The 20045-nt window shown below is 36.5% G+C and carries 22 protein-coding genes and 1 pseudogene; 16 read left to right on the top strand and 7 right to left on the bottom strand.

The annotated features are described in order from the left end of the window. The first annotated feature begins 38 nt into the window (after nt 1–38). From QF042_RS19440 to QF042_RS19425, 4 genes are all read left to right on the top strand, one after another. Nucleotides 39–398, top strand: coding sequence for a four helix bundle protein (locus QF042_RS19440; protein ID WP_307531485.1), 360 nt, complete (start codon nt 39–41; stop codon nt 396–398). A 58-nt stretch (nt 399–456) separates the two neighbouring features. After that, a complete protein-coding gene (gene clpP / locus QF042_RS19435) occupies nt 457–1164 on the top strand; it encodes an ATP-dependent Clp endopeptidase proteolytic subunit ClpP (protein ID WP_307531483.1) in 708 nt (235 codons plus the stop codon). Continuing rightward, entirely contained in the window at nt 1118–2386 is a 1269-nt protein-coding gene (gene clpX, locus QF042_RS19430) for an ATP-dependent Clp protease ATP-binding subunit ClpX (protein WP_373459086.1), read from the top strand. The genes clpP and clpX overlap by 47 nt, the downstream gene beginning before the upstream one ends. An 88-nt stretch (nt 2387–2474) precedes the next feature. Beyond that, entirely contained in the window at nt 2475–3338 is an 864-nt protein-coding gene (locus tag QF042_RS19425; protein WP_307531478.1) for an AMP nucleosidase, read from the top strand. 444 nt (nt 3339–3782) lie between these two features. On the opposite strand, the gene QF042_RS19420 is transcribed toward QF042_RS19425, so the two are convergent. After that, entirely contained in the window at nt 3783–4643 is an 861-nt protein-coding gene (locus tag QF042_RS19420) for an RNA polymerase sigma factor RpoD/SigA (protein ID WP_187070491.1), read from the bottom strand. A gap of 453 nt (nt 4644–5096) precedes the next feature. Between QF042_RS19420 and QF042_RS19415 the strand changes: the two genes are divergently transcribed. The 5 genes and pseudogenes from QF042_RS19415 to QF042_RS19395 form a co-directional block, all read left to right on the top strand. Beyond that, nucleotides 5097–5654, top strand: a complete 558-nt coding sequence (locus QF042_RS19415; RefSeq protein ID WP_307531474.1) for a DUF2975 domain-containing protein — start codon at nt 5097–5099, stop codon at nt 5652–5654. 2 nt (nt 5655–5656) lie between these two features. Then, nucleotides 5657–6244 carry a hypothetical protein gene (locus QF042_RS19410; RefSeq protein ID WP_307531472.1) on the top strand — a complete coding sequence of 196 codons (588 nt, stop codon included), beginning with the start codon at nt 5657–5659 and terminating at the stop codon, nt 6242–6244. Between the two features lie 2 nt (nt 6245–6246). Beyond that, on the top strand, nt 6247–7065 hold the full coding sequence (locus QF042_RS19405) for a DUF2975 domain-containing protein (RefSeq protein ID WP_307531470.1): 819 nt from the start codon (nt 6247–6249) through the stop codon (nt 7063–7065). Between the two features lie 4 nt (nt 7066–7069). Continuing rightward, nucleotides 7070–7276, top strand: a complete 207-nt coding sequence (locus QF042_RS19400; protein ID WP_108200565.1) for a helix-turn-helix transcriptional regulator — start codon at nt 7070–7072, stop codon at nt 7274–7276. A 317-nt stretch (nt 7277–7593) separates the two neighbouring features. Further along, nucleotides 7594–7695 (top strand): annotated as a pseudogene (locus QF042_RS19395) (helix-turn-helix domain-containing protein); the annotation flags it as partial. A 411-nt stretch (nt 7696–8106) separates the two neighbouring features. Here QF042_RS19395 and sucC read toward each other — a convergent pair. The 6 genes from sucC to QF042_RS19365 form a co-directional block, all read right to left on the bottom strand. Continuing rightward, on the bottom strand, nt 8107–9306 hold the full coding sequence (gene sucC, locus QF042_RS19390) for an ADP-forming succinate--CoA ligase subunit beta (RefSeq protein WP_121282766.1): 1200 nt from the start codon (nt 9304–9306) through the stop codon (nt 8107–8109). Nucleotides 9307–9742: 436 nt separating this feature from the next. After that, nucleotides 9743–10051: a hypothetical protein gene (locus tag QF042_RS19385; protein WP_307531466.1), complete on the bottom strand. Its 309-nt coding sequence runs from the start codon at nt 10049–10051 to the stop codon at nt 9743–9745. Nucleotides 10052–10580: 529 nt separating this feature from the next. Further along, entirely contained in the window at nt 10581–12149 is a 1569-nt protein-coding gene (locus tag QF042_RS19380) for a DUF4173 domain-containing protein (RefSeq protein ID WP_307531464.1), read from the bottom strand. A gap of 2 nt (nt 12150–12151) precedes the next feature. Continuing rightward, complete coding sequence (locus QF042_RS19375; protein WP_307531462.1) at nt 12152–12472, bottom strand: hypothetical protein; 321 nt, start codon at nt 12470–12472, stop codon at nt 12152–12154. Nucleotides 12473–12518: 46 nt separating this feature from the next. Next, on the bottom strand, nt 12519–12815 hold the full coding sequence (locus tag QF042_RS19370) for a transcriptional regulator (protein ID WP_183763636.1): 297 nt from the start codon (nt 12813–12815) through the stop codon (nt 12519–12521). Nucleotides 12816–12836: 21 nt separating this feature from the next. Continuing rightward, nucleotides 12837–13454: a hypothetical protein gene (locus QF042_RS19365; RefSeq protein WP_307531460.1), complete on the bottom strand. Its 618-nt coding sequence runs from the start codon at nt 13452–13454 to the stop codon at nt 12837–12839. A 144-nt stretch (nt 13455–13598) separates the two neighbouring features. Here QF042_RS19365 and QF042_RS19360 point away from each other — a divergent pair, with 144 nt between their 5' ends. The 7 genes from QF042_RS19360 to QF042_RS19330 all read left to right on the top strand — a co-directional run bounded on the left by QF042_RS19360 (nt 13599) and on the right by QF042_RS19330 (nt 19974). Next, nucleotides 13599–14249: an ABC transporter ATP-binding protein gene (locus QF042_RS19360; RefSeq protein WP_307531458.1), complete on the top strand. Its 651-nt coding sequence runs from the start codon at nt 13599–13601 to the stop codon at nt 14247–14249. A 61-nt stretch (nt 14250–14310) separates the two neighbouring features. Next, nucleotides 14311–14790, top strand: coding sequence for a hypothetical protein (locus QF042_RS19355; protein ID WP_307531455.1), 480 nt, complete (start codon nt 14311–14313; stop codon nt 14788–14790). Between the two features lies 1 nt (nt 14791). Continuing rightward, a complete protein-coding gene (locus QF042_RS19350) occupies nt 14792–15400 on the top strand; it encodes an HAD hydrolase-like protein (protein WP_307531453.1) in 609 nt (202 codons plus the stop codon). A 2-nt stretch (nt 15401–15402) separates the two neighbouring features. Then, nucleotides 15403–16893, top strand: a complete 1491-nt coding sequence (locus QF042_RS19345; RefSeq protein ID WP_307531451.1) for a S41 family peptidase — start codon at nt 15403–15405, stop codon at nt 16891–16893. 149 nt (nt 16894–17042) lie between these two features. Then, the gene (locus QF042_RS19340) at nt 17043–17309 is read left to right on the top strand and encodes a hypothetical protein (protein WP_108200553.1); all 267 of its coding nucleotides are present in this window, start codon (nt 17043–17045) and stop codon (nt 17307–17309) included. A 51-nt stretch (nt 17310–17360) separates the two neighbouring features. Then, on the top strand, nt 17361–18455 hold the full coding sequence (dprA, locus tag QF042_RS19335; RefSeq protein ID WP_307531448.1) for a DNA-processing protein DprA: 1095 nt from the start codon (nt 17361–17363) through the stop codon (nt 18453–18455). Between the two features lie 157 nt (nt 18456–18612). Beyond that, complete coding sequence (locus tag QF042_RS19330) at nt 18613–19974, top strand: pyridoxal-phosphate dependent enzyme (RefSeq protein WP_307531446.1); 1362 nt, start codon at nt 18613–18615, stop codon at nt 19972–19974. Nucleotides 19975–20045: the final 71 nt, after the last annotated feature.

Genomic DNA, 20045 nt, shown 5'->3' with positions numbered 1-20045 from the left:
GCGTTTTGAAAATGATTGTGCTATTCCTATATTTAGTTATGGCTCAATTTAAATTTCAATCGCTCGAAGTTTGGCAGTTATCAATAACATTAACTGATAAACTACTTGATATAGCTGACCGATTGTCAGTTAATAAAAAATACAGATTTGCAGAGCAGCTCAATGGGGCTGCTCTTAGCATATCCAATAATATTGCCGAGGGCTCAGGCTCTATTTCCAATAAGGAATTCGCTCATTATCTGAACATTGCACATCGATCTGTCTTCGAGAATGCAAATATTTTAGTAGTTTTAGAGCGGCGAAAATATATTTCTGACACAGAACTGAATGATTATCTGGAAGAATTGGATAAATTGGCACGGAAATTAACCAACTTCAGGAAATATTTATTAAAATAACTTGCGTATTTGGTTTAGGCTCTAACACGCTTATCGCAAAACGCCAAACTCTATAACCATGAACATAGATTCACAAGAATTCAGAAAATTTGCCGTTAAACATCAGGGAATTGGCGGTTTACATGTAGATAAATTTATTGCTCAGGCTAATCTGGATCCTAAGAGCATGACACCATATATCATTGAAGAACGCCAGTTGAACGTAGCGCAAATGGATGTTTTCTCCAGGTTGATGATGGATCGTATTATCTTTTTAGGTGATGCCATTTACGATCAGAATGCAAACATTATCCAGGCGCAGTTGTTGTTTTTGCAATCAACTGATGCGGATAGAGATATTCAGATTTACATTAACTCTCCAGGTGGCTCGGTTTATGCAGGTTTAGGTATTTACGACACCATGCAATATATACAGCCAGATGTAGCTACAATTTGTACCGGTATGGCCGCATCAATGGGGGCAGTTTTATTGGTAGCAGGCGCGAAAGGAAAACGTGCTGCATTACCTCACTCAAGAGTAATGATTCACCAGCCATCAGGAGGTGCACAAGGTGTGGCATCTGATATGGAGATCAACTTAAGAGAGATGTTGAAGTTGAAAAAAGAATTATACGATATTATTTCAGAGCACTCTGGTCAAACATATGATTGGGTAGAGAAAGCTTCAGATCGCGATTACTGGATGACAGCTGAGGAGGCAAAAGGATTTGGTATGGTTGATGAAGTGTTATCGAGAAACGCAAAAAAAGATGGCGAAACAAAATAAAGAATCCCGTTGCTCATTCTGCCATTCTGGCAAGCACGAAACGTTAATGTTGATTGAAGGCATGGATGCATTTATCTGCGATAAATGTGTAACCCAGGCCAATCAATTGCTTGCGCAAGAATTAGGGACCAAAGGGACAAAAAATATTCAAGAGGCGATAAACTTATTAAAGCCTCTTGAAATTAAACAACATATTGATCAGTATGTTATTGGTCAGGATGATGCTAAAAAGGTATTATCTGTTGCTGTTTACAACCACTACAAACGTTTAAATCAAAAAGTTGATAAAGACGAGATCGAGATTGAAAAATCAAATATCATGTTAGTAGGCGAAACAGGTACTGGTAAAACACTTTTGGCCAAAACTATTGCGAAAATTTTGCATGTGCCATTCTGTATCTGCGATGCAACTGTTTTAACAGAAGCAGGTTATGTAGGTGAAGATGTTGAAAGTATTTTAACACGCTTGCTTCAGGCTGCCGATTATGATGTAACCGCTGCCGAACGTGGCATTGTGTATATTGATGAGGTAGATAAAGTAGCACGTAAAAGTGATAACCCATCCATTACACGTGATGTGTCAGGAGAAGGGGTTCAGCAGGCATTATTGAAAATTTTAGAAGGTACGGTGGTAAACGTTCCACCTCAGGGCGGACGTAAGCACCCAGATCAGAAAATGATCCCGGTTAACACGAATAATATTCTGTTTATCTGTGGTGGAGCATTTGATGGTATTGAACGCAAAATTGCCAATCGTTTACGCACGCAGGCCGTAGGTTATAAAGTAAAGAAAGATGAGGCAGTTTTAGATCTTAAAAATCTTTATAAGTATATTACACCTCAGGATTTAAAATCTTTTGGATTAATTCCAGAATTAATTGGTCGTATACCAGTTCTTTCTCATTTAAACCCATTGGATAAAGAATCGTTAAGAAACATTTTAACAGCGCCTAAAAACTCATTGATCAAGCAATATGTGAAGCTTTTCGCTTATGAAGATGTGAAGTTGATTTTTGAAGATGACGTTTTAGATTTTATTGTGGACAAAGCAATGGAATATAAACTGGGCGCCCGTGGTTTAAGATCAATCTGCGAAGCAATTATGTTGGATGCGATGTTTGATACACCAACGCAGACGGATGTCAAGGAATTGCACATCGATCTCGATTATGCGATAGAAAAATTTGAAAAGGCCGATTTTAAAAAACTACAGGTCGCTTAAAAATTCAAATCCTCTCGCGAAAGCGGGGGGATTTTTTTTTAATACAGTATTTGTTAACGCTAAGCGCTATGCTCAAAACTAAAAGAATATGAACGAAGAAAAAGACGTAAAAAAAGACGAGGAAATAGTAGAGAAATCGAAAAAAGTAAAAGAGGTAGAATCTCCGGTTAAATCGGGATTAAAATCGAAAGATGAAATTGTTAAAAACTGGTTGCCACGTTATACTGGCAGACCGTTAGATCAGTTTGGCGATTATATTCTGTTAACTAATTTCAGTAAGTATGTAACCATGTTTTCAGAGTGGCACGATAATGCACCGGTTATGGGTTTAGATAAGCCTATGCAAAGTGTTACTGCAAATGGTATTACAATTATCAATTTTGGTATGGGAAGCCCATTGGCAGCAACCATGATGGATTTATTAACGGCTATTAAACCTAAAGCGGTTTTGTTTTTAGGTAAATGTGGTGGTTTGAAGAAGAAAAACCAGTTGGGCGATTTAATTTTACCTATTGCTGCAATTAGGGGAGAAGGTACTTCAAATGATTATCTTCCGGCAGAAGTGCCTGCCTTGCCAGCTTTCGCCTTACAGAAAGCGATTTCTACAACCATACGCGATCACGGTAGGGATTATTGGACCGGAACCTGTTATACCACCAATCGCAGGGTTTGGGAGCACGACAAAGAGTTTAAAAAGTACTTGAAAACTTTAAGGGCGATGGCTGTAGATATGGAAACAGCTACGATTTTTACGACGGCCTTTGCAAACAAAATCCCAGCAGGCGCATTGCTTTTAGTTTCTGATCAACCGATGATCCCTGAGGGCGTTAAAACTGCAGAAAGCGATAGCAGCGTAACCGAAAAATATGTAGAAACACACTTAAGAATTGGTATCGATTCGTTGAAACAGTTAATCAACAACGGGTTGACAGTAAAGCACTTGTTGTTTTAAACGATAAAACCCTCATCCTGAACTTGTTTAAAGATCTTTTAAACTTAAGTTGTTTTTATAAGATAGATGCTGAAATAAATTCAGCATGACGCGTCGGGTTAGGGCAATCGTCATCCTGAACTTGTTTCAGGATTTTTTAATCTGGGTTGTTGAAAGGTAAGATGCTGAAATAAGTTTACTACGTAGCTCTTCCGCTACGCTACAGGTCAGCATGGCGCATCAAGTTATGACGGTCGTCATCCTGAACTTGTTTCAGGATCTTTTAGTGAGTTGGAAAAGATGCTGAATAAATCCGACAGCTATCGGAGCTGCATGGCGCATCAGTTAGGGGCAGTCGTCATCCTAAACTTGTTTCATGATCTTTTACCTGCGCAAAGAGATCCAATAAACAAAAAAAGACCGGCATTTGCCGATCTTTAATAACTGTATCAATCTTGAAAATAATTATCCTAAATAAGATTTTAAGATTTTACTTCTTGAAGTATGACGTAAACGTTGTAACGCTTTATCTTTAATCTGACGAACACGTTCACGTGTTAAATTAAATTTTTCACCAATTTCTTCCAGAGAAAGAGGATGATTAGAACCTAAGCCGAAGAATAATACGATAATTTCTCTTTCTCTTTCAGTTAAAGTAGATAAAGAACGTTTAATTTCTTCTGATAAAGATTCATTAATCAACGAGCTATCTGTATTGGGTTCGTGGTTTTCTAATACATCTAATAATGTATTTTCTTCACCTTGAACAAAAGGAGCATCCATTGATACGTGGCGGCCAGAGTTACTTAACGTATCCGAAATTTTATCAACCGTGGTTTCTAAAATATCAGCTAGTTCTTCAGGAGAAGGTTCACGTTCGAATTCTTGCTCTAATTTAGAGAAAGCTTTACTGATTTTGCTTAACGAACCTACCTGGTTTAATGGCAGACGAACAATACGGCTTTGCTCGGCAATAGCCTGCAAAATAGACTGACGAATCCACCAAACGGCATAAGAAATGAATTTGAAACCTTTAGTCTCATCAAAACGTTTTGCCGCTTTAATTAAACCTAAGTTACCTTCATTGATTAAATCACCTAAAGTTAAACCTTGATTTTGATATTGTTTTGCAACAGATACAACGAAACGCAAGTTGGTTTTAGTTAATCGCTCTAATGCAGCCTGATCACCCTCACGAATCTTCCTTGCTAAAATTACTTCCTCTTCTGCTGTTATTAAATCTACTTTACCAATTTCGTGTAGGTATTTATCTAACGACTGACTTTCACGGTTGGTTATGGATTGCGTTATCTTGAGTTGTCTCATTTATACGTTTTGTGTGCTCTTTAATTATTGAAGTGTGCAAAGTTACGAAATTGTATGGCAATCCGAAAGGATAAAATGCTGAAAATGTTACTGTTTGCACATGTTTTTTATACTTTTACTTACAACAAAAATCATTCCAAGAAAGTTTTTGACAAAGTTTTTGTAATACATGTCATTATAGTTGTATTGCAATATTTATTTATTGTAAATCGATAAAAATATTTTGAATAATAATAAATTATTTTTTATGTTTGTGCTATAAATGATTAAATAAATATGACCTTTCTTAATTTTTCGACTATTTTAAAGCCAATAACAAAAGCCCCTATTGTAGGGTGTTTTTGATAATATAATTTTTGTCAGGTTGAAAGGATAAAAATCGAACAAGAAAACAGCGTAATTATTTAAACAGTGAAGTAACCTCAGGCATTACATTTTAACTTGTATGTAATTATGGAAATTAAAATAACAACCAATCAGATTTTAAAAGGGTTACAGGTACTTTCCTGGATCATCTTTATTGGTCTGTGTGTCGAAGCAGGTGGGATAATTGTTAATACAATTATTACATCGTTTATAAACCCACACGGGATGCGGAATTTTTGGGATAGAGAAGGTTATTTGTCAAGCGTTTATAAATTTGATCAGGGGTATTTCATGGTCATTACACTCGTTATGATTATTGTTGCAGTGCTAAAAGCAATCATGTTCTATTTAATTGTGAAATTATTTATCGATAAAAAGCTCAGTATTTCTCGGCCATTCAGTTTAGAATTGAAGCATTTTATTTTGATGCAGGCTTTTTTGGTGCTTGGAATAGGTTTTTTTGCCCATTTAGGGTATAAGTTTACCATTTGGTTAACTGAAAAAGGTGTTGGGGTTGCTAACCTCCACTCGTTAAATATGGATGGCGCTGATGTATGGTTCTTTATGGCTGTTGTACTTTTTATAATTGTACAGGTTGTAAACAAAGGGATAGAAGTTCAACAAGAAAATGATTTAACGATATAAGCATGAGTAATACTGTAAAAATTTTAAGGAACATTGCTTATAGCTTGATTGTTTATGCCCTGGTTTCAGCCTTAACGCACTGTATTTATGCCATAATAGATTACAATAAAGGTATTCTAAATATTAATGTTGCTAGGCATTTACCGGCCAGCATGGTTAATGTAAGAGGATTTCATTTTACCAATAGTGAAATAGGCGTAATTCAGATAAAACCTAGCCTTATAGAATCCATCATATTGGAAAACCAAATGTTTAACGATGGTGGTGGCAGCGTAGTTTTTTACCTCACACTAGCTGCCGCCATTTTATTGGCCATCAAGTTTAAACTGATCAATATTTATAAGTTGGAAGAGCAGAATGTTTACCAGCTACTGGTTATCGTTGTGTTTTTGTTTTTTGCGATCAGTTTGACAGGGATGGCACTGATGGATAATTATGTTGGTAACCTAACAGGTGGCGCATTCAAACACGACCATACTCATGGTTTCTCCAGTCTTTATCCTATGGGACTCATTGTAATAGCCAGTGTGGCCTTTCAGTTTGTGGAATACACAAGAAGAATCAAACAAGAAAACGATCTAACGATATAATCATGAAATATAAAATACTTGCAAGGGTGATAAGAGTATTTTTAATGCTTCTCATCTGTTTTGTGTCTTTTACTTGTGTAATGGATCTGGGTTCATATCTTTTTAATACGAAACGTTATATGTCAATGCCGGGTGGTGGGGCAATGGGCGATATAGGTGGGCCGGGTATTTATTTGCCAATGTCTTTAAGTATTTCCATTCCCGATACTTCCATATGGTACAAAAATGGAAATTTTGAAACGCGGTCAAAGACGATTCATCCTGATTATTATAAATCTGATAGAGAAACACTAAATAATTCTGCTGTAATCAGGAAGGTTACAAATACTTTAGTAGTCCTTGATAAAGAAAATGAAATTACTGTTGATAATGGTTTAAGAATGAGTGGTCCGGTATTTTTAAAATTTCATTCTAAAAGCAATATTGACAATGCATTTTGGTTCTTTTACGCTCAAATTCGTATTTATGTTGTAATACTTTTATTGGTTCTTTTGATCAAATTAGTTAATATTTATCTCACAGGAGATTTTCTCTGTAAGAGAAGTTTTAAATTAATTTCTTTAATTGGCATATTACTGATTTCTGTAGAGTTATTTGAATTGGCATGCATGTTCATAAACGGGAATATTATACCTGCTGTTTGCTTAGAAACAAAGGCATTAATTGGCGGGTTTTCGAATCAAGGAGGAGCTGATCTTCAATTTAATTTTGGGGGATCTGTAAACTTTCCAAACGTCGGAATAGGCATCATCATTATCATCCTGTTCAAAGTTATTAAGGATGCGGTGTTAATTAAACAAGAAAACGATTTAACGATATAAACCCATGCCCATAATTGTAAATTTAGATGTGATGTTGGCCAGGCGTAAAATGTCGTTAACCGAATTAAGTGAGCGCGTAGGGATTACGATGTCTAATTTATCTATACTTAAAACAGGCAAAGCAAAGGCTGTTCGTTTGGAAACATTAGAGGCGATTTGTAAGGCTTTAGATTGCCAGCCAGGTGATATCCTTGAATTCCGCGCAGATTAACTTCTGAAGCCTAATAGGGCAGGAGCGTAGCAAGACTTCAATAGTTTAGCGTTAGGTTTTTTGCCGAAGCACCACGGACCGAAGTTAAACAAACCGGATAGAACGAAAATACTTTTTGTTGCAGGGTCTTCGACTCCGCTCAGACTGACAATCACAAAAAGATTGTAGTGATAGCAGGGCTTTCGTAACCGAAGAGAACAGGACCTTGATTTTCAAAATAATTTAGACCATCTAAGGTATTTTCTTTGCATATCTACACGCTATGGTGTTGAGAAAAACAGATCAGGTTAAACACCCCGTCCTGCGGACACCCCTCTAAAACAGGCAAAGCAAAGGCAGTTCGTTTGGAAACATTAGAGGCGATTTGTAAGGCTTTAGATTGCCAGCCAGGTGATATCCTTGAATTTCGCGCAGATTAACTTCTGAAGCCTAATAGGGCGGGAGCGTAGCAAGACTTCAATATTTTAGCGTTAGGTTTTTTGCCGAAGCACCACGGACCGAAGTTAAATAAACCTGATAGAACGAAAATACTTTTTGTTGCAGGGGCTTCGACTCCGCTCAGACTGACAATCACAAAAAGATTGTAGTGATAGCAGGGCTTTCGTAACCGAAGAGAACAGGAACTTGATTTTCAAAATAATTTAGACCATCTAAGGTATTTTCTTTGCATATCTACACACTATGGTGTTGAGAAAAACAGATCAGGTTAAACACCCCCTCCTGCGGACACCCCTCTAAAAGAGGGGAATAAAAAAACCTTCCAGTTTGCACTGAAAGGTTTGTATATTGTGATTAATGCTTTAAGCTTTAGTCTTTTTACTTTAAGCTTATTACGCTTGTTCAGCCAATACTTTAGTTACTAAATCAGCAGCTTCTTTTAAAGCGATTGCTGAGTAAACCTGAAGGCCAGACTCATCAATTAATTTTTTAGCTTCTTCGGCATTTGTACCTTGTAAGCGGCAAATAATTGGTACAGGGATATTACCGATTTCTTTATAAGCATCGATTACACCTTGAGCAACACGGTCGCAACGAACAATACCGCCAAAAATGTTGATCAAAATTGCTTTAACGTTCGGATCTTTCAAAATGATGTTGAAAGCCGCTTTAACGGTTTGTGCATTAGCTGTTCCACCAACGTCTAAAAAGTTAGCAGGCTCACCACCAGCCAATTTAATGATATCCATTGTTGCCATGGCTAAACCAGCACCGTTAACCATACAACCTACGTTACCATCAAGGTTAACGAAGTTTAGGTTAGATGCACTTGCTTCAACTTCCATCGGATCTTCTTCTGTTACATCACGCATTGCTGCATAATCAGGGTGACGGAATAAAGCATTTTCATCCAGATTCACTTTAGCATCAACAGCAATTACTTTATCATCAGAAGTTTTTAATACCGGGTTGATTTCGAACATTGATGAATCCGTAGCTTCGTAGGCTTTGTATAAAGCGGTTACAAATTTAACCATTTCTTTATGTGCAGCGCCACTAACACCTAAATTAAAAGCAATTTTACGTGCCTGGAAACCTTGTAAGCCAACTTTAGGATCAATTTCTTCTTTGAAAATTAAGTGTGGCGTATGCTCTGCAACTTCTTCGATATCCATACCACCTTCGGTACTGTACATGATGATGTTACGGCCTTTTGCACGGTCTAACAATACCGAAATATAGAATTCTTTGGTTTCAGAAGCACCAGGATAATAAACATCCTGAGCAACTAAAATTTTACTCACCAATTTACCTTCTGGACCGGTTTGAGGGGTAACCAATTGCATACCAATAATATCGGTTGCACGTTGTTTAACTTCTTCAAGGTTTTTGGCTAATTTAACACCTCCACCTTTACCGCGACCACCAGCGTGGATTTGCGCTTTAATTACAACCCAGTCAGAATTGTAATCTATTTTCAGTTGCTTAGCAGCCTCAACAGCTTGCTCAGGAGTATCGGCAACTATTCCTTCTTGAACGTTAACACCGAAACTTTTTAATATTTGTTTACCCTGGTATTCGTGAATATTCATCTGTTTATATTTTTGTTTTATCTGTCAGATGGAGCCTATTACGATTAAAATATTATTTTAATCGTATCGGGTTCATTTGCTACAAAATTTGCCCAAAGCTACAATTTCAAACCCTTTAAACAAATAGCAATTGCCGATTTTTTCAGAAAATGAACGTTTTATGTTAATCGGGAAATTAGTGCCTGTAATGTGCGCTAGTTTATGGTGTCCCGCTGATTTCGCAGATATGTGCAGAGATTTTTTATTTGAAAGTGAGAGGGCGGTTCTTCGTGGCGGCTGGCGGCCCTGCTTTCCGCTATAAGTCCTCACTACGCTCCGGGCTTACCGCTGTAATCAGGCTTAAAAACAAAGTTGGTTCCTAACAAATGCAAAAAAAAATATTCCCTCTGCGCTAATTATCTTAAATCTGTGCGAACAAAACGGTTAATAGTATCCTTTAACTTCCTGCAAATGGTGTTCCGAATATACCAACAGCCAATTCTGCCCATATAAGGAATAATGCCAGTAAAATAACAACGAGTAATACAGTCCTTAGGGTACCTGTTTTTAAATTTCTGATTACAAGTTCTATAGCCAAACCTGTGCTAAGTAATAAGGTGCCTGCGATTGCGAAATCGGATAGCTTCCAGTCCACTTCATTAGTAAACTGCATTGCTATTAACGGAATAGCTAAAATTGATGCTATTACACTTAAAATGATGGTAATTCTTAGTTTACCTGAATTCAATGTTTCTTGATTTTTCATGATTTTTATATTTTAATATATGGTTTAAATGGATAATTAAATAATTTAAGTTTCCCTGATGCGGTTTGCATCAGGGGCTTAATGGTTGAGCGGTTAATTATAAAATGATTTGCAAGAAAGCTTTAACTTTCTTGAATTTAGCTTGAGCGATTGGAATAAGCACTTGTGTCTCTTTAAAATCGCCGTATTTTCTGTCTAATTCTGCTATCGAAATGGATTTGCCATTTTTTATAAAAACGACTAAGTCGAAATGATCAAGATATCTTATCCCGTTGTTTCGGATGTTCCTTAAATTATTTTTAACTTACATTGAAGTGTATTTATTTGAGCATAGGGTCCAAGAATAAGTAAATGATCCGCATCTGAATTTTCTATTTCAACAAAGTCAATGCTTTTTCCTGAAATAATTTGATCTATTATACAATGTGTTAATGTTTTGTTGGTGCTCAATTGATAACAATAATTCCAGGAGAAAGTACAACGATCAAAACGATAAGAAACGCTTTTGCTTTCATGATTTTTGATGCTATTATTTTTTATTTAAGCCAAAATATTCTGCCGTCTTCCAATCTTGCAGGTTCCATGATAGCCAGCTTACTTCCTGATACCGCTCTTTAAAATAACCAATGCGTCTGTCCAGCTGATCTCTATAAAAGTCAGCTGTTTGAGGTTTGGCGATTTCTCTTTCGTAAAGTTTTTTGGAAGGAGTGTAATGTAGTTTCGACCTGTTTTTATTTAAAATAGGAAGGGTTTTGTCCGATAATGACAGGAGGTAATCAGCATCAACACCAACCTGCTCACTTTTCGCTAAATTGTATTTCACAATAAAAACATCCCAGTTTATTAAACTAAAAGCCAGCAAGAGCGCAAACCAGATATTTCCGTTTACTTTAAATAAATAAAATAAGGTTTTTTGTTTAGCTACTTTAATATATACGGTACCCAAACCAATGGTACATAGCATCGCAAAAACCAATACGCCAATTCTTTTATGGGTTAAACCGTAAAATTCGATGTAATATCCATCGCGGATGAATACAGAGATAATGAGGATAAAATTCTGAACCATCCAGGCAATGGCTAAAATTTTAAGGGTTTTACTCTTGCTGTAAAAGTTTAAGTTTCCTCGGAAAAAATATAGAATTACCGCCATGGCCAATATGATGCTGAAAATTAAGGCATTTGTACCATCGTGCAAGTCGGCAGAGAAATTACCAGCAGGCTTATACCCAAACCAAAGTGTAGAAATATCAATCAGATTTACACTCAGCAGCAAGAGATTCAAAGAAATAAAGGAGATGAGCCCGATAATATACTCTGTTTTCAAAGCCATTTTTTTGGTAATAATTTGACTGGTAAAGGTGTGGGCAACTTCATACCAGATGCTTTTGGGCTTCTGGCTGCGTCTTATCCTTAAAAGACTTTCGCTGCAAGTGGCCTCAATTTTTTCTATGCTTTTATTGTAAAAAGTAATGATGAGGCCCGCAGTTACCAATATACCCAGACAGAAATGAAGAAAGCGTGGTAAGCTTAGATCTTGAAATATAAAGCCAAAAATATCATTAAAAAAGTTAGAAATATTAGTGAATATCAGTTCTAAGTAGTGGGCAAAAACATCGTTGGCACCACTGTAGATGGCTGTAAATACAAACAGAATAATTAGTGGGAGTATGATATACTTAATCGGCCTTAAAAAAGGTTTTAAATTAAATTTTCCAATTTGAATATCCGATAGTCTTTTTAACAGCGTTGCCGGAACGGTAATCATTTGCATAACAGTTGCCATACCTGCAATGTAAATGGTACGTACAGCCTGGTAATGTGCAAAGCCAACAAATAGTACCAGACTGATATAATAGGTTACAGCACTTAACGCAGAATTATTTACGACCATCAATGCTGCTGCGAGCAAATGCGCCAGGGCATAAACTTTAAACTTGGTACTTTTAATTACCTCGCTGTTAAAAATGGTAACTGCAATGATAAAAGCGCTGTAAATCAATTGGTTTAATGCCAGCCACTCTTTCCAGAAGATGTAGCTAAAAAGCAAACCACCAATTAAGGTAGAAAGCAATAAGAGGTTGGATTTATTTTTCATTTTTAAAAGTTTTGATGATTAAAGTTTAAGGCTAAAAAGCAATAAAATATGCTTAGGGGAATGTTTAGGAGCATAAAGAACATGATAGCTGCAATTTTTCGCCAATGGTTTTGTTGCCTTAAGCATTCGAGGAGAAGGACAAGGAAAAATACGCCGTTTATTGCGGTAGCAAAATAAATGTAGAACAGTCCGACGAACATAAGTTCGTTAGCTTTTAGTGCAAAGTATGCCAAAAGTATAATGGTGCCAATTGCGGCAGAACACACGGCCATCCATTTGCCGGTTTCAATAAGTTTAGGTCTTTTTATTTCTTCTGTTTTCATTTTAAAAGTGCTTTGAAATTCAAAGTAAAGGGTTAAAAAAAATGGTTTATAATTTCCTGATCATTTTTTCAAGGGCATCTAGATGTGCTTTAAAGGCTTGTTTGCCCAAAGCTGTAATGGAGTAGGTAGTACTGGTTTTTCTACCGATAAAACCTTTGTGCACCTTAATAAATTCGGCCTGTTCTAATGTATTTAAATGTGAAGCCAAATTGCCATCAGTTAATTCGAGCATTTGTTTCAGGTCGTTAAAGCCAATTTCGTCGTTTACCACCAGGATAGACATTACGCCTAACCTGATCCGGCTATCGAATATTTTATTTAAATCTGCTATCGGGTTTTTCATCCTTACTGACCTCTCTCATATTTAAAATACATTAAAAGACCATAAACTATATGCAGTATACCCAAAGCCAAAAGCCCAAAAAATTAACCCGTAACCTATGTAAAACATGCAGATTAATCCAAGTATCACCTCGCAAAGCCCCAGGTAGCGAATGTCGCTGTAAGTATATTTGCTCGCATTAATAAGTGCTAAACCATAAAAAATTAAACAGCTTGGTGCAATAATGCTATAAGTATTCGGATGATTAATCAATAAAGCGATAATAAATAATCCTCCGGCAAACAGTGGAACAAATAAGTTAATTAAAAGTGATTTAGAAGTTTTATCCCAGATTGGGAGATTGTTTTTCTGACTTTTTCTATAGGTAAATAAAACCCCGCCAGCTAAAGCAATCACTAAAACAAAAATACCAAGTTTTACCAGGTTAAACTCCAGGTCCATTTCTCCATCCACACCATAACCGTATCCCCGTCTATTGATGAATTTGTTAATTTCATCGTTGGCAAAGTAAGCCCCAATTAAAGCAATAACGCCTGCAAAAACACCAGATAAACCGCTCAAAGAAATAAATCTTGATGACCTATCCATCATTTGTCTGATATCTTTTAAGGTATTTAATTGTTCTTCTTGAGTGCTCATTTTAAAAGTGCTTTGTTTTTCAAAGTTAAATAAGAAATTGATATTTCCAAAATTATTTTTTCCTTCGGGATGATTATAGGTTTTTCTAATTTTAGCTTTGGTCTTTAGTCTTTACGCTTTAACCTTTTTTATTAAATTTGACGCATGCTAAAAGCCACTGGAATAAGAAAGTCGTACGGAAATCTGCAAATTTTAAAAGGCGTAAATTTTGAAGTACAAAAAGGGGAGATTGTCAGTATTATTGGGCCATCTGGTGCAGGTAAAAGTACTTTGTTGCATATTTTAGGAACATTAGATAAACCTGATGATGGATCTGTAGAATTAAAAGGTACTGTTATAAATAAACTGAATGGCGATTTATTGAGTACTTTCCGAAATCAGAATATAGGTTTTGTATTTCAGTTTCACCATTTGTTGCCAGAATTTAGTGCAATTGAAAATATTTGCATCCCGGCATTTATAGCTAAAACCAATAAAAAGCAGGCCGAAAATAGGGCGTTTGAACTGTTAGATCTGTTCGACCTTAAAGATAGGGCCCAACATAAGCCCAATCAGCTGTCTGGTGGTGAGCAGCAACGCGTAGCCATTGCAAGAGCGCTGATCAATAATCCTTCAATTATATTGGCTGATGAGCCTTCAGGGAATTTAGACTCTGAAAATGCAGCCGGATTACACCAGTTGTTTGTAAGTTTGCGCGATAATTTTCATCAAACCTTTGTAATTGTTACGCACAATGAACACCTTGCAAAAACCAGCGACCGTGTGGTAAGCATGAAAGATGGTTTAATCGTTTAAAGTAGGTTTAGGCATTCAATAATCCACTCATTCACTAATTTATTCATTCAACCATTATACTTTGAAAATACTGATAACAGGGGGGAACAATGCCAGGGCCTTGAAGCTGATGAAAGCATTTCCCAGTCATTTCGTTTTACTTGCCGATTATGGTGATGTACCAGGAATAGTAACTGAAAATTATGCCTTTTCATCATTAGGCGTATTAAATAAAGACAGTATCGCTCATATTCTATTAAATTTTTGTATCACCGAAGCCATAGATTGCATTATCCCTTTGCATGATTATGAGCTTGAGCCACTGGCTAAATCTGCTGTGCTTTTTAGTGAATATGGAATCCAGGTGCTTTTGCCTAATGCTGATGTAATTGCTGACTATATAACTAAAGAAAAGCTTGCTTATCAAAATTTTGCAGTGTTCAGTCATGGTGATCGGATTTTTTCAACCGAGGAGAGTGCTGTACCTGAAAGTGTATCGCCTAAATTGAATGGCGTATTTGGTTATAACGATGCTGATGATTTAAAACTTTTTACCATTTAACATGGATGCAAATCAATACGTTAAAGATAAGCAGATCGTAATTTTTGAGTTGGATGATGTGTTATTTCCTGAGAAAGATTATTTGCTGCAGGTTTATTATCTGTTTGCACAGTTTATTGAATACACTGAGCAGAAAAGTGCACAACCTATTATTGAATTTATGCGTGCAGCATATGAAAGTAATGGTACCGAAAAGCTTTTTGAGAAAACAGCAAATGAGTTTGGCATTGATATGAAGTACAAGCATAATTTCGATCTTCTGCATCAGAATGCCCGTTTGCCTTTAAAGCTTTTGCTTTATAAAAATATGCTCGGGTTTATGCAGGAACTTGTAGTAGACCGCAAGCAAATATTCATTGTAACTGCCGGCAACCCTGAGCAACAACTTAATAAAATTAAGCAAACAGAGTGGAATGGGCTAGAACAATATCTTACGGTATATTTTGTTGAGGAACTGGGTGTATCTAAAGCAGAAATTTTTCAGAACATATTAAACAACAACAATTTACAGCCTAACCAGGGGTTAGTTGTTGGCGCAAATAAATTTGATGAGCAACAATCTAAATTAATTAATTTACCGTATATTGTGTCACTAGAAATTTACAAATAAATATGCTTAGAAAATTTATTTCGCAAAATACATTTTTGTGTGCTTTGATTATTGTGGTTGGGTTTACAACATCGTGTAAGAAATCGAATAATGCCCCCGATGGAGGTGGCGCACCACAAGGTGCATCAGGAACCCGGGCAGAGTTAACTAAAGATTCGATCTACCTGTATGCACAGCAAACTTATTATTGGAATGTGGGGATGCCAAGCTATTCTACCTTTAATCCAAGACAATATAGTTCAAACAATGCGGTTTTAGCTGCCTTAAAAGCGTTGCCGAGTACAGGAGGGAAAGATAAATATTCGTTTATTGATGATGGAACTGTAGCTGGCGAATTGGGCGGCGTTGCCGGAGATTTTGGTTTTTCGGTATTTTTTGCCGGCCCGAATGATTTAAGAGTTAAATATGTATATGCAAATTCACCTGCTGGTGTTCAAGGCTTAAAAAGAGGTTATCAGATTACAAAAATTAATGGCAGCACAGATATTAATACTACTGATGCAAGGATTGATTATGTAGTGAATGCTATTTTTGGTACGAACCCAACGGTTGCAATGACGGTTTTAAAACCGGATGGAACTAGTCAGGATGTAACAATAACCAAGGCAAATTATAATATTAACCCCGTACTTTTTACCAAAACTTACACCGTAGGACCAAAAAAAGTGGGTTATATCGTATTCAACAGTTTTACCACCAATTCAACTGATTTTCTGGATGCAGCATTTACAAAGTTTGCGGCAGACGGAATTACTGAACTTGTTGTCGATTTACGTTACAACGGAGGAGGTTCGGTTGCTACATCAGAAGCCTTTACCAATTTGATTGCACCATCGGCTCAGAACGGTAGAGTAATGTACACCACTTACTGGACACAAACTATGCAGGATAATCAAGCCACAATTCTTCAAAACCAGAAGTTTTACGCTAAAGGCAATGATGGGGTAACACGGATGTACTCCTATTTTGATTATTCTTATAAACCTACAATTGCAGCCGGAAACCAGGAGGTTTTTGCTAAACGCGGCACATTGAATGGCCTAACCAGGGTTTACTTTATTGTTACGAGTAGTACAGCATCGGCAAGCGAGTTGTTAATTAATAATTTAAAGCCTGTAATTGATGTTAAGCTGATTGGCAAGAAAACTTATGGCAAACCAGTTGGGTTTTTCTCCATCCGTATAGATAAAAACGACTTATATATTCCCCAGTTTGAAACCAAAAATCAATTAAATCAAGGCGGTTACTTTGATGGAATGACAGTAGATAAAGATATTTTTGATGATGTAACCAAAGATTTTGGAGATCCAACAGAAAAACTATTGGCACAGGCCTTATACTATTCGGCCAATGGAGGTTTCTCTTCCTTCCTTAAAGATAATACCATTAGTAGTACCTCACCACTATCTAAAACTCAGTTTGAAGATCTTTCTGGCAAAATGGACCATGAATTTAAAGGAATGGTTGAAACTAGAAAGCTGAAGTTTAAATAATTAGCTATAAAAATGTACTGAAATGGCCAGATTTGTAGTTCAAATCTGGCCATTTTTTTTATCATTATTACACAAATCGAATAAATAACAGTTGCTTTTTTTATAAAAAATTGATAAGCTTGTTTAACATTAATCGTTAAAGAGATACCATGCCAATAGAAATTGTAGAAAAGGAACATATCAGTTATTTAAATATCATCAATGCAAAGGAAGATCATACCAATGAACTGCAAACTAAACTTGATGAAGCGCAAAGGCTAGGTAATGAATTTAAATCAAAAGCCGTCATTACTTTTAATACTACCATAGGTCCAAAACGTGTTGATACTACTGTTTGGGCCGTAACAGAGAAATATATACAACTTAAAAACAATATTCATATTCCATTAAAAAGTTTAATCGACATCGATTTTTAAGCTTGCTTTAAGGAAATAAATCATCCCGCATTTATTTAACCTTAACAGATTATGAGCGTGCTCCATAAAATTGCCTTAACTTTTATTAAATCTATTGGTCCGGTAACGGCCAAAAATCTTCTTGCCTATTGCGGAAGTGCTGAAAATGTATTTTCGGCAAACAAAAAACAACTTTTGAAGATTCCAGGTATTGGAGAGAAAACAATTGAAGCCATTCGTGGTACCGATGCTTTGGTAAGGGCCAGGCAAGAATTAGATTTTATTGAAAAACATGGGATAGAAGTATTATTTTTCTCGGACGAGAAATATCCCAAACGATTAAAAAATTGCATCGATTCGCCCATACTGCTTTATGCCAAAGGTACAGTTGATTTTAACCAGCAGCGTATTATCAGCATTGTTGGAACCCGTAATGCAACAAATTATGGAAAAAATATCTGTAAGGAATTGTGCGAAGTTTTAGCGCCGTATAATGTTTTGATTGTTAGTGGCCTGGCTTATGGTATTGATGTAACCACCCATAAAGAATGCCTGGCAAATAATATTCCTACAGTTGGGGTGCTTGGCCATGGCTTAGACCGAATGTATCCAAAAATTCATAAAACGATTGCCCAGAAAATGGTTTTGAATGGAAGCCTGCTCACCGAGTTCCCAATCCTGACCAATCCCGACCGGCCTAATTTTCCGCAAAGAAACCGGATTATTGCAGGTATTGCAGATACCACCGTAGTAGTTGAAGCATCAATAAAGGGAGGCGCCTTAATTACCGCAGAAATCGCAAATTCTTACAATAAAGATGTATACGCTTTTCCGGGTAGAACAAATGATGTTTTTTCGGAAGGATGTAATTTCCTGATTAAGACCAATAGAGCTGGATTAATCACTAATGCTAATGACTTGATTTATTACCTGGGTTGGGATGATGAAATAAAGGTTAAGCATAATACCCAACAAACCACATTGCAGTTAAATCTTACCCCTAACGAGCAGCGGGTTGTTGATGCCTTACAAAATGGTCAGCTTTCTATAGATGAACTTTGTGCTCAATTGAATATTCAGCAAAGTAAACTGGCCATCGTAATCCTTACATTAGAGATGCAGGGCGTTATTGTTTCGCTGCCAGGAAAGATATACAAGCTCCTGTAAGAAAATTGAAATTGCATTTTGCCCAATAATCAATCTATAATGCCTATCATAATTATAGATTATGCAATTAAATTCTTTTAAATTTTAATTTTCGAAATTATGTTTCAAATAAAATATAGTTTGTAAAATACTTAATGCCTTTGCTTAATTTTGTAACATGTGGTATAATAATATTTTAGAAACTATTGGCAATACGCCATTGGTTAAATTAAATACGATAACAAAAGGCGTTCCGGGAACAATTTTAGCAAAAATAGAGACTACGAATCCAGGCAATTCAATTAAAGACCGTATGGCGGTTAAAATGATTGAAGATGCCGAGAAAAGTGGTAAACTAAAACCAGGCGGAACCATTATTGAAGGAACATCGGGAAATACTGGTATGGGCCTGGCTATGGCCGCCATTATTAAAGGTTACAAATGTATTTTTACCACAACGGATAAACAATCGAAAGAAAAGGTTGATGCTTTACGTGCCTTTGGTGCCGAAGTGATTGTTTGTCCTACAAATGTTGAGCCTGAAGATCCCCGTTCTTATTATTCAGTTTCTTCGCGATTAGAACGCGAGGTTCCAAATTCATGGAAACCCAATCAGTATGATAACTTAGCCAACTCACAGGCGCACTATGAGCAAACTGGTCCTGAGATATGGGCGCAAACAGAAGGTAAAATTACACACTTAGTAGTTGGTGTGGGTACAGGTGGAACCATTTCTGGAACCGGGAAATACCTGAAAGAAAAAAATCCAAATATTAAAGTCTGGGGAATCGATACCTATGGCTCAGTTTTCAAGAAATATAAAGAAACAGGCATATTTGATAAGGATGAAATTTATCCATATATCACAGAAGGTATTGGCGAAGATTTCCTTCCGGCAAACGTAAATTTTGATGTGATCGATCTATTCGAAAAGGTTACAGATAAAGACGCTGCTTTAATGACACGTGATATCGCCCGTAAAGAAGGTATTTTCGTAGGTAACTCCGCCGGTGCTGCAATTGGCGGATTAATTCAGCTAAAAGATAAATTGAAGCCAGAAGATGTTGTTGTCGTTATTTTTCACGACCATGGCAGCCGTTACATGGGCAAAATGTATAATGAAGATTGGTTGCGTGAACGCGGATTTTTACAGGATGAAAAATTAACCGCTAAATCTATTCTGGCTAAAAAAGAAAGTACAGAGATTGTAACGCTTGATGCACAAAAATCGGTACTAGAAGCCATCAATACCATTAAATCGATGAACATCTCTCAAATTCCGGTGACACAGCAAGGAATGATTGTTGGTAAAATTGCTGAAAGCGACATTTTAAGCGCACTGCTTGAAAATCCAGGCTTAAAATCGGCGCCAATTTCGGAGATCATGACAGCTACTTTCCCATTTGTCGATTTAAATACTTCTATTGATAAAATTTCTTCATTAATTAACAGAGAAAATTCTGCTGTATTGGTAGAAGATACATCTGGGAAGATTGAAATTATCACGCAATACGATATTATAAATGCGATATCGGGGTAAAATTCATTTGGTTTGTGGGGACACAAACCGAGGCATCGATTGATCGTTATTTCGAGCGGAGCCGAGAAATC

This window comes from Pedobacter sp. W3I1, assembly GCF_030816015.1.
Taxonomy (GTDB): domain Bacteria; phylum Bacteroidota; class Bacteroidia; order Sphingobacteriales; family Sphingobacteriaceae; genus Pedobacter.
The sequence above is the reverse complement of the archived record's forward strand: the minus strand, read 5'-3'. Positions and strand labels throughout refer to the sequence as shown.

Coding starts and splice junctions, on each gene's coding strand:
- QF042_RS19440 (WP_307531485.1), top strand. CDS start 39: ATGGCTCAATTTAAATTTCAATCGCTCGAAGTTTGGCAGTTATCAATA.
- clpP (WP_307531483.1), top strand. CDS start 457: ATGAACATAGATTCACAAGAATTCAGAAAATTTGCCGTTAAACATCAG.
- clpX (WP_373459086.1), top strand. CDS start 1,118: ATGAAGTGTTATCGAGAAACGCAAAAAAAGATGGCGAAACAAAATAAA.
- QF042_RS19425 (WP_307531478.1), top strand. CDS start 2,475: ATGAACGAAGAAAAAGACGTAAAAAAAGACGAGGAAATAGTAGAGAAA.
- QF042_RS19420 (WP_187070491.1), bottom strand. CDS start 4,643: ATGAGACAACTCAAGATAACGCAATCCATAACCAACCGTGAAAGTCAG.
- QF042_RS19415 (WP_307531474.1), top strand. CDS start 5,097: ATGGAAATTAAAATAACAACCAATCAGATTTTAAAAGGGTTACAGGTA.
- QF042_RS19410 (WP_307531472.1), top strand. CDS start 5,657: ATGAGTAATACTGTAAAAATTTTAAGGAACATTGCTTATAGCTTGATT.
- QF042_RS19405 (WP_307531470.1), top strand. CDS start 6,247: ATGAAATATAAAATACTTGCAAGGGTGATAAGAGTATTTTTAATGCTT.
- QF042_RS19400 (WP_108200565.1), top strand. CDS start 7,070: ATGCCCATAATTGTAAATTTAGATGTGATGTTGGCCAGGCGTAAAATG.
- sucC (WP_121282766.1), bottom strand. CDS start 9,306: ATGAATATTCACGAATACCAGGGTAAACAAATATTAAAAAGTTTCGGT.
- QF042_RS19385 (WP_307531466.1), bottom strand. CDS start 10,051: ATGAAAAATCAAGAAACATTGAATTCAGGTAAACTAAGAATTACCATC.
- QF042_RS19380 (WP_307531464.1), bottom strand. CDS start 12,149: ATGAAAAATAAATCCAACCTCTTATTGCTTTCTACCTTAATTGGTGGT.
- QF042_RS19375 (WP_307531462.1), bottom strand. CDS start 12,472: ATGAAAACAGAAGAAATAAAAAGACCTAAACTTATTGAAACCGGCAAA.
- QF042_RS19370 (WP_183763636.1), bottom strand. CDS start 12,815: ATGAAAAACCCGATAGCAGATTTAAATAAAATATTCGATAGCCGGATC.
- QF042_RS19365 (WP_307531460.1), bottom strand. CDS start 13,454: ATGAGCACTCAAGAAGAACAATTAAATACCTTAAAAGATATCAGACAA.
- QF042_RS19360 (WP_307531458.1), top strand. CDS start 13,599: ATGCTAAAAGCCACTGGAATAAGAAAGTCGTACGGAAATCTGCAAATT.
- QF042_RS19350 (WP_307531453.1), top strand. CDS start 14,792: ATGGATGCAAATCAATACGTTAAAGATAAGCAGATCGTAATTTTTGAG.
- QF042_RS19345 (WP_307531451.1), top strand. CDS start 15,403: ATGCTTAGAAAATTTATTTCGCAAAATACATTTTTGTGTGCTTTGATT.
- QF042_RS19340 (WP_108200553.1), top strand. CDS start 17,043: ATGCCAATAGAAATTGTAGAAAAGGAACATATCAGTTATTTAAATATC.
- dprA (WP_307531448.1), top strand. CDS start 17,361: ATGAGCGTGCTCCATAAAATTGCCTTAACTTTTATTAAATCTATTGGT.
- QF042_RS19330 (WP_307531446.1), top strand. CDS start 18,613: ATGTGGTATAATAATATTTTAGAAACTATTGGCAATACGCCATTGGTT.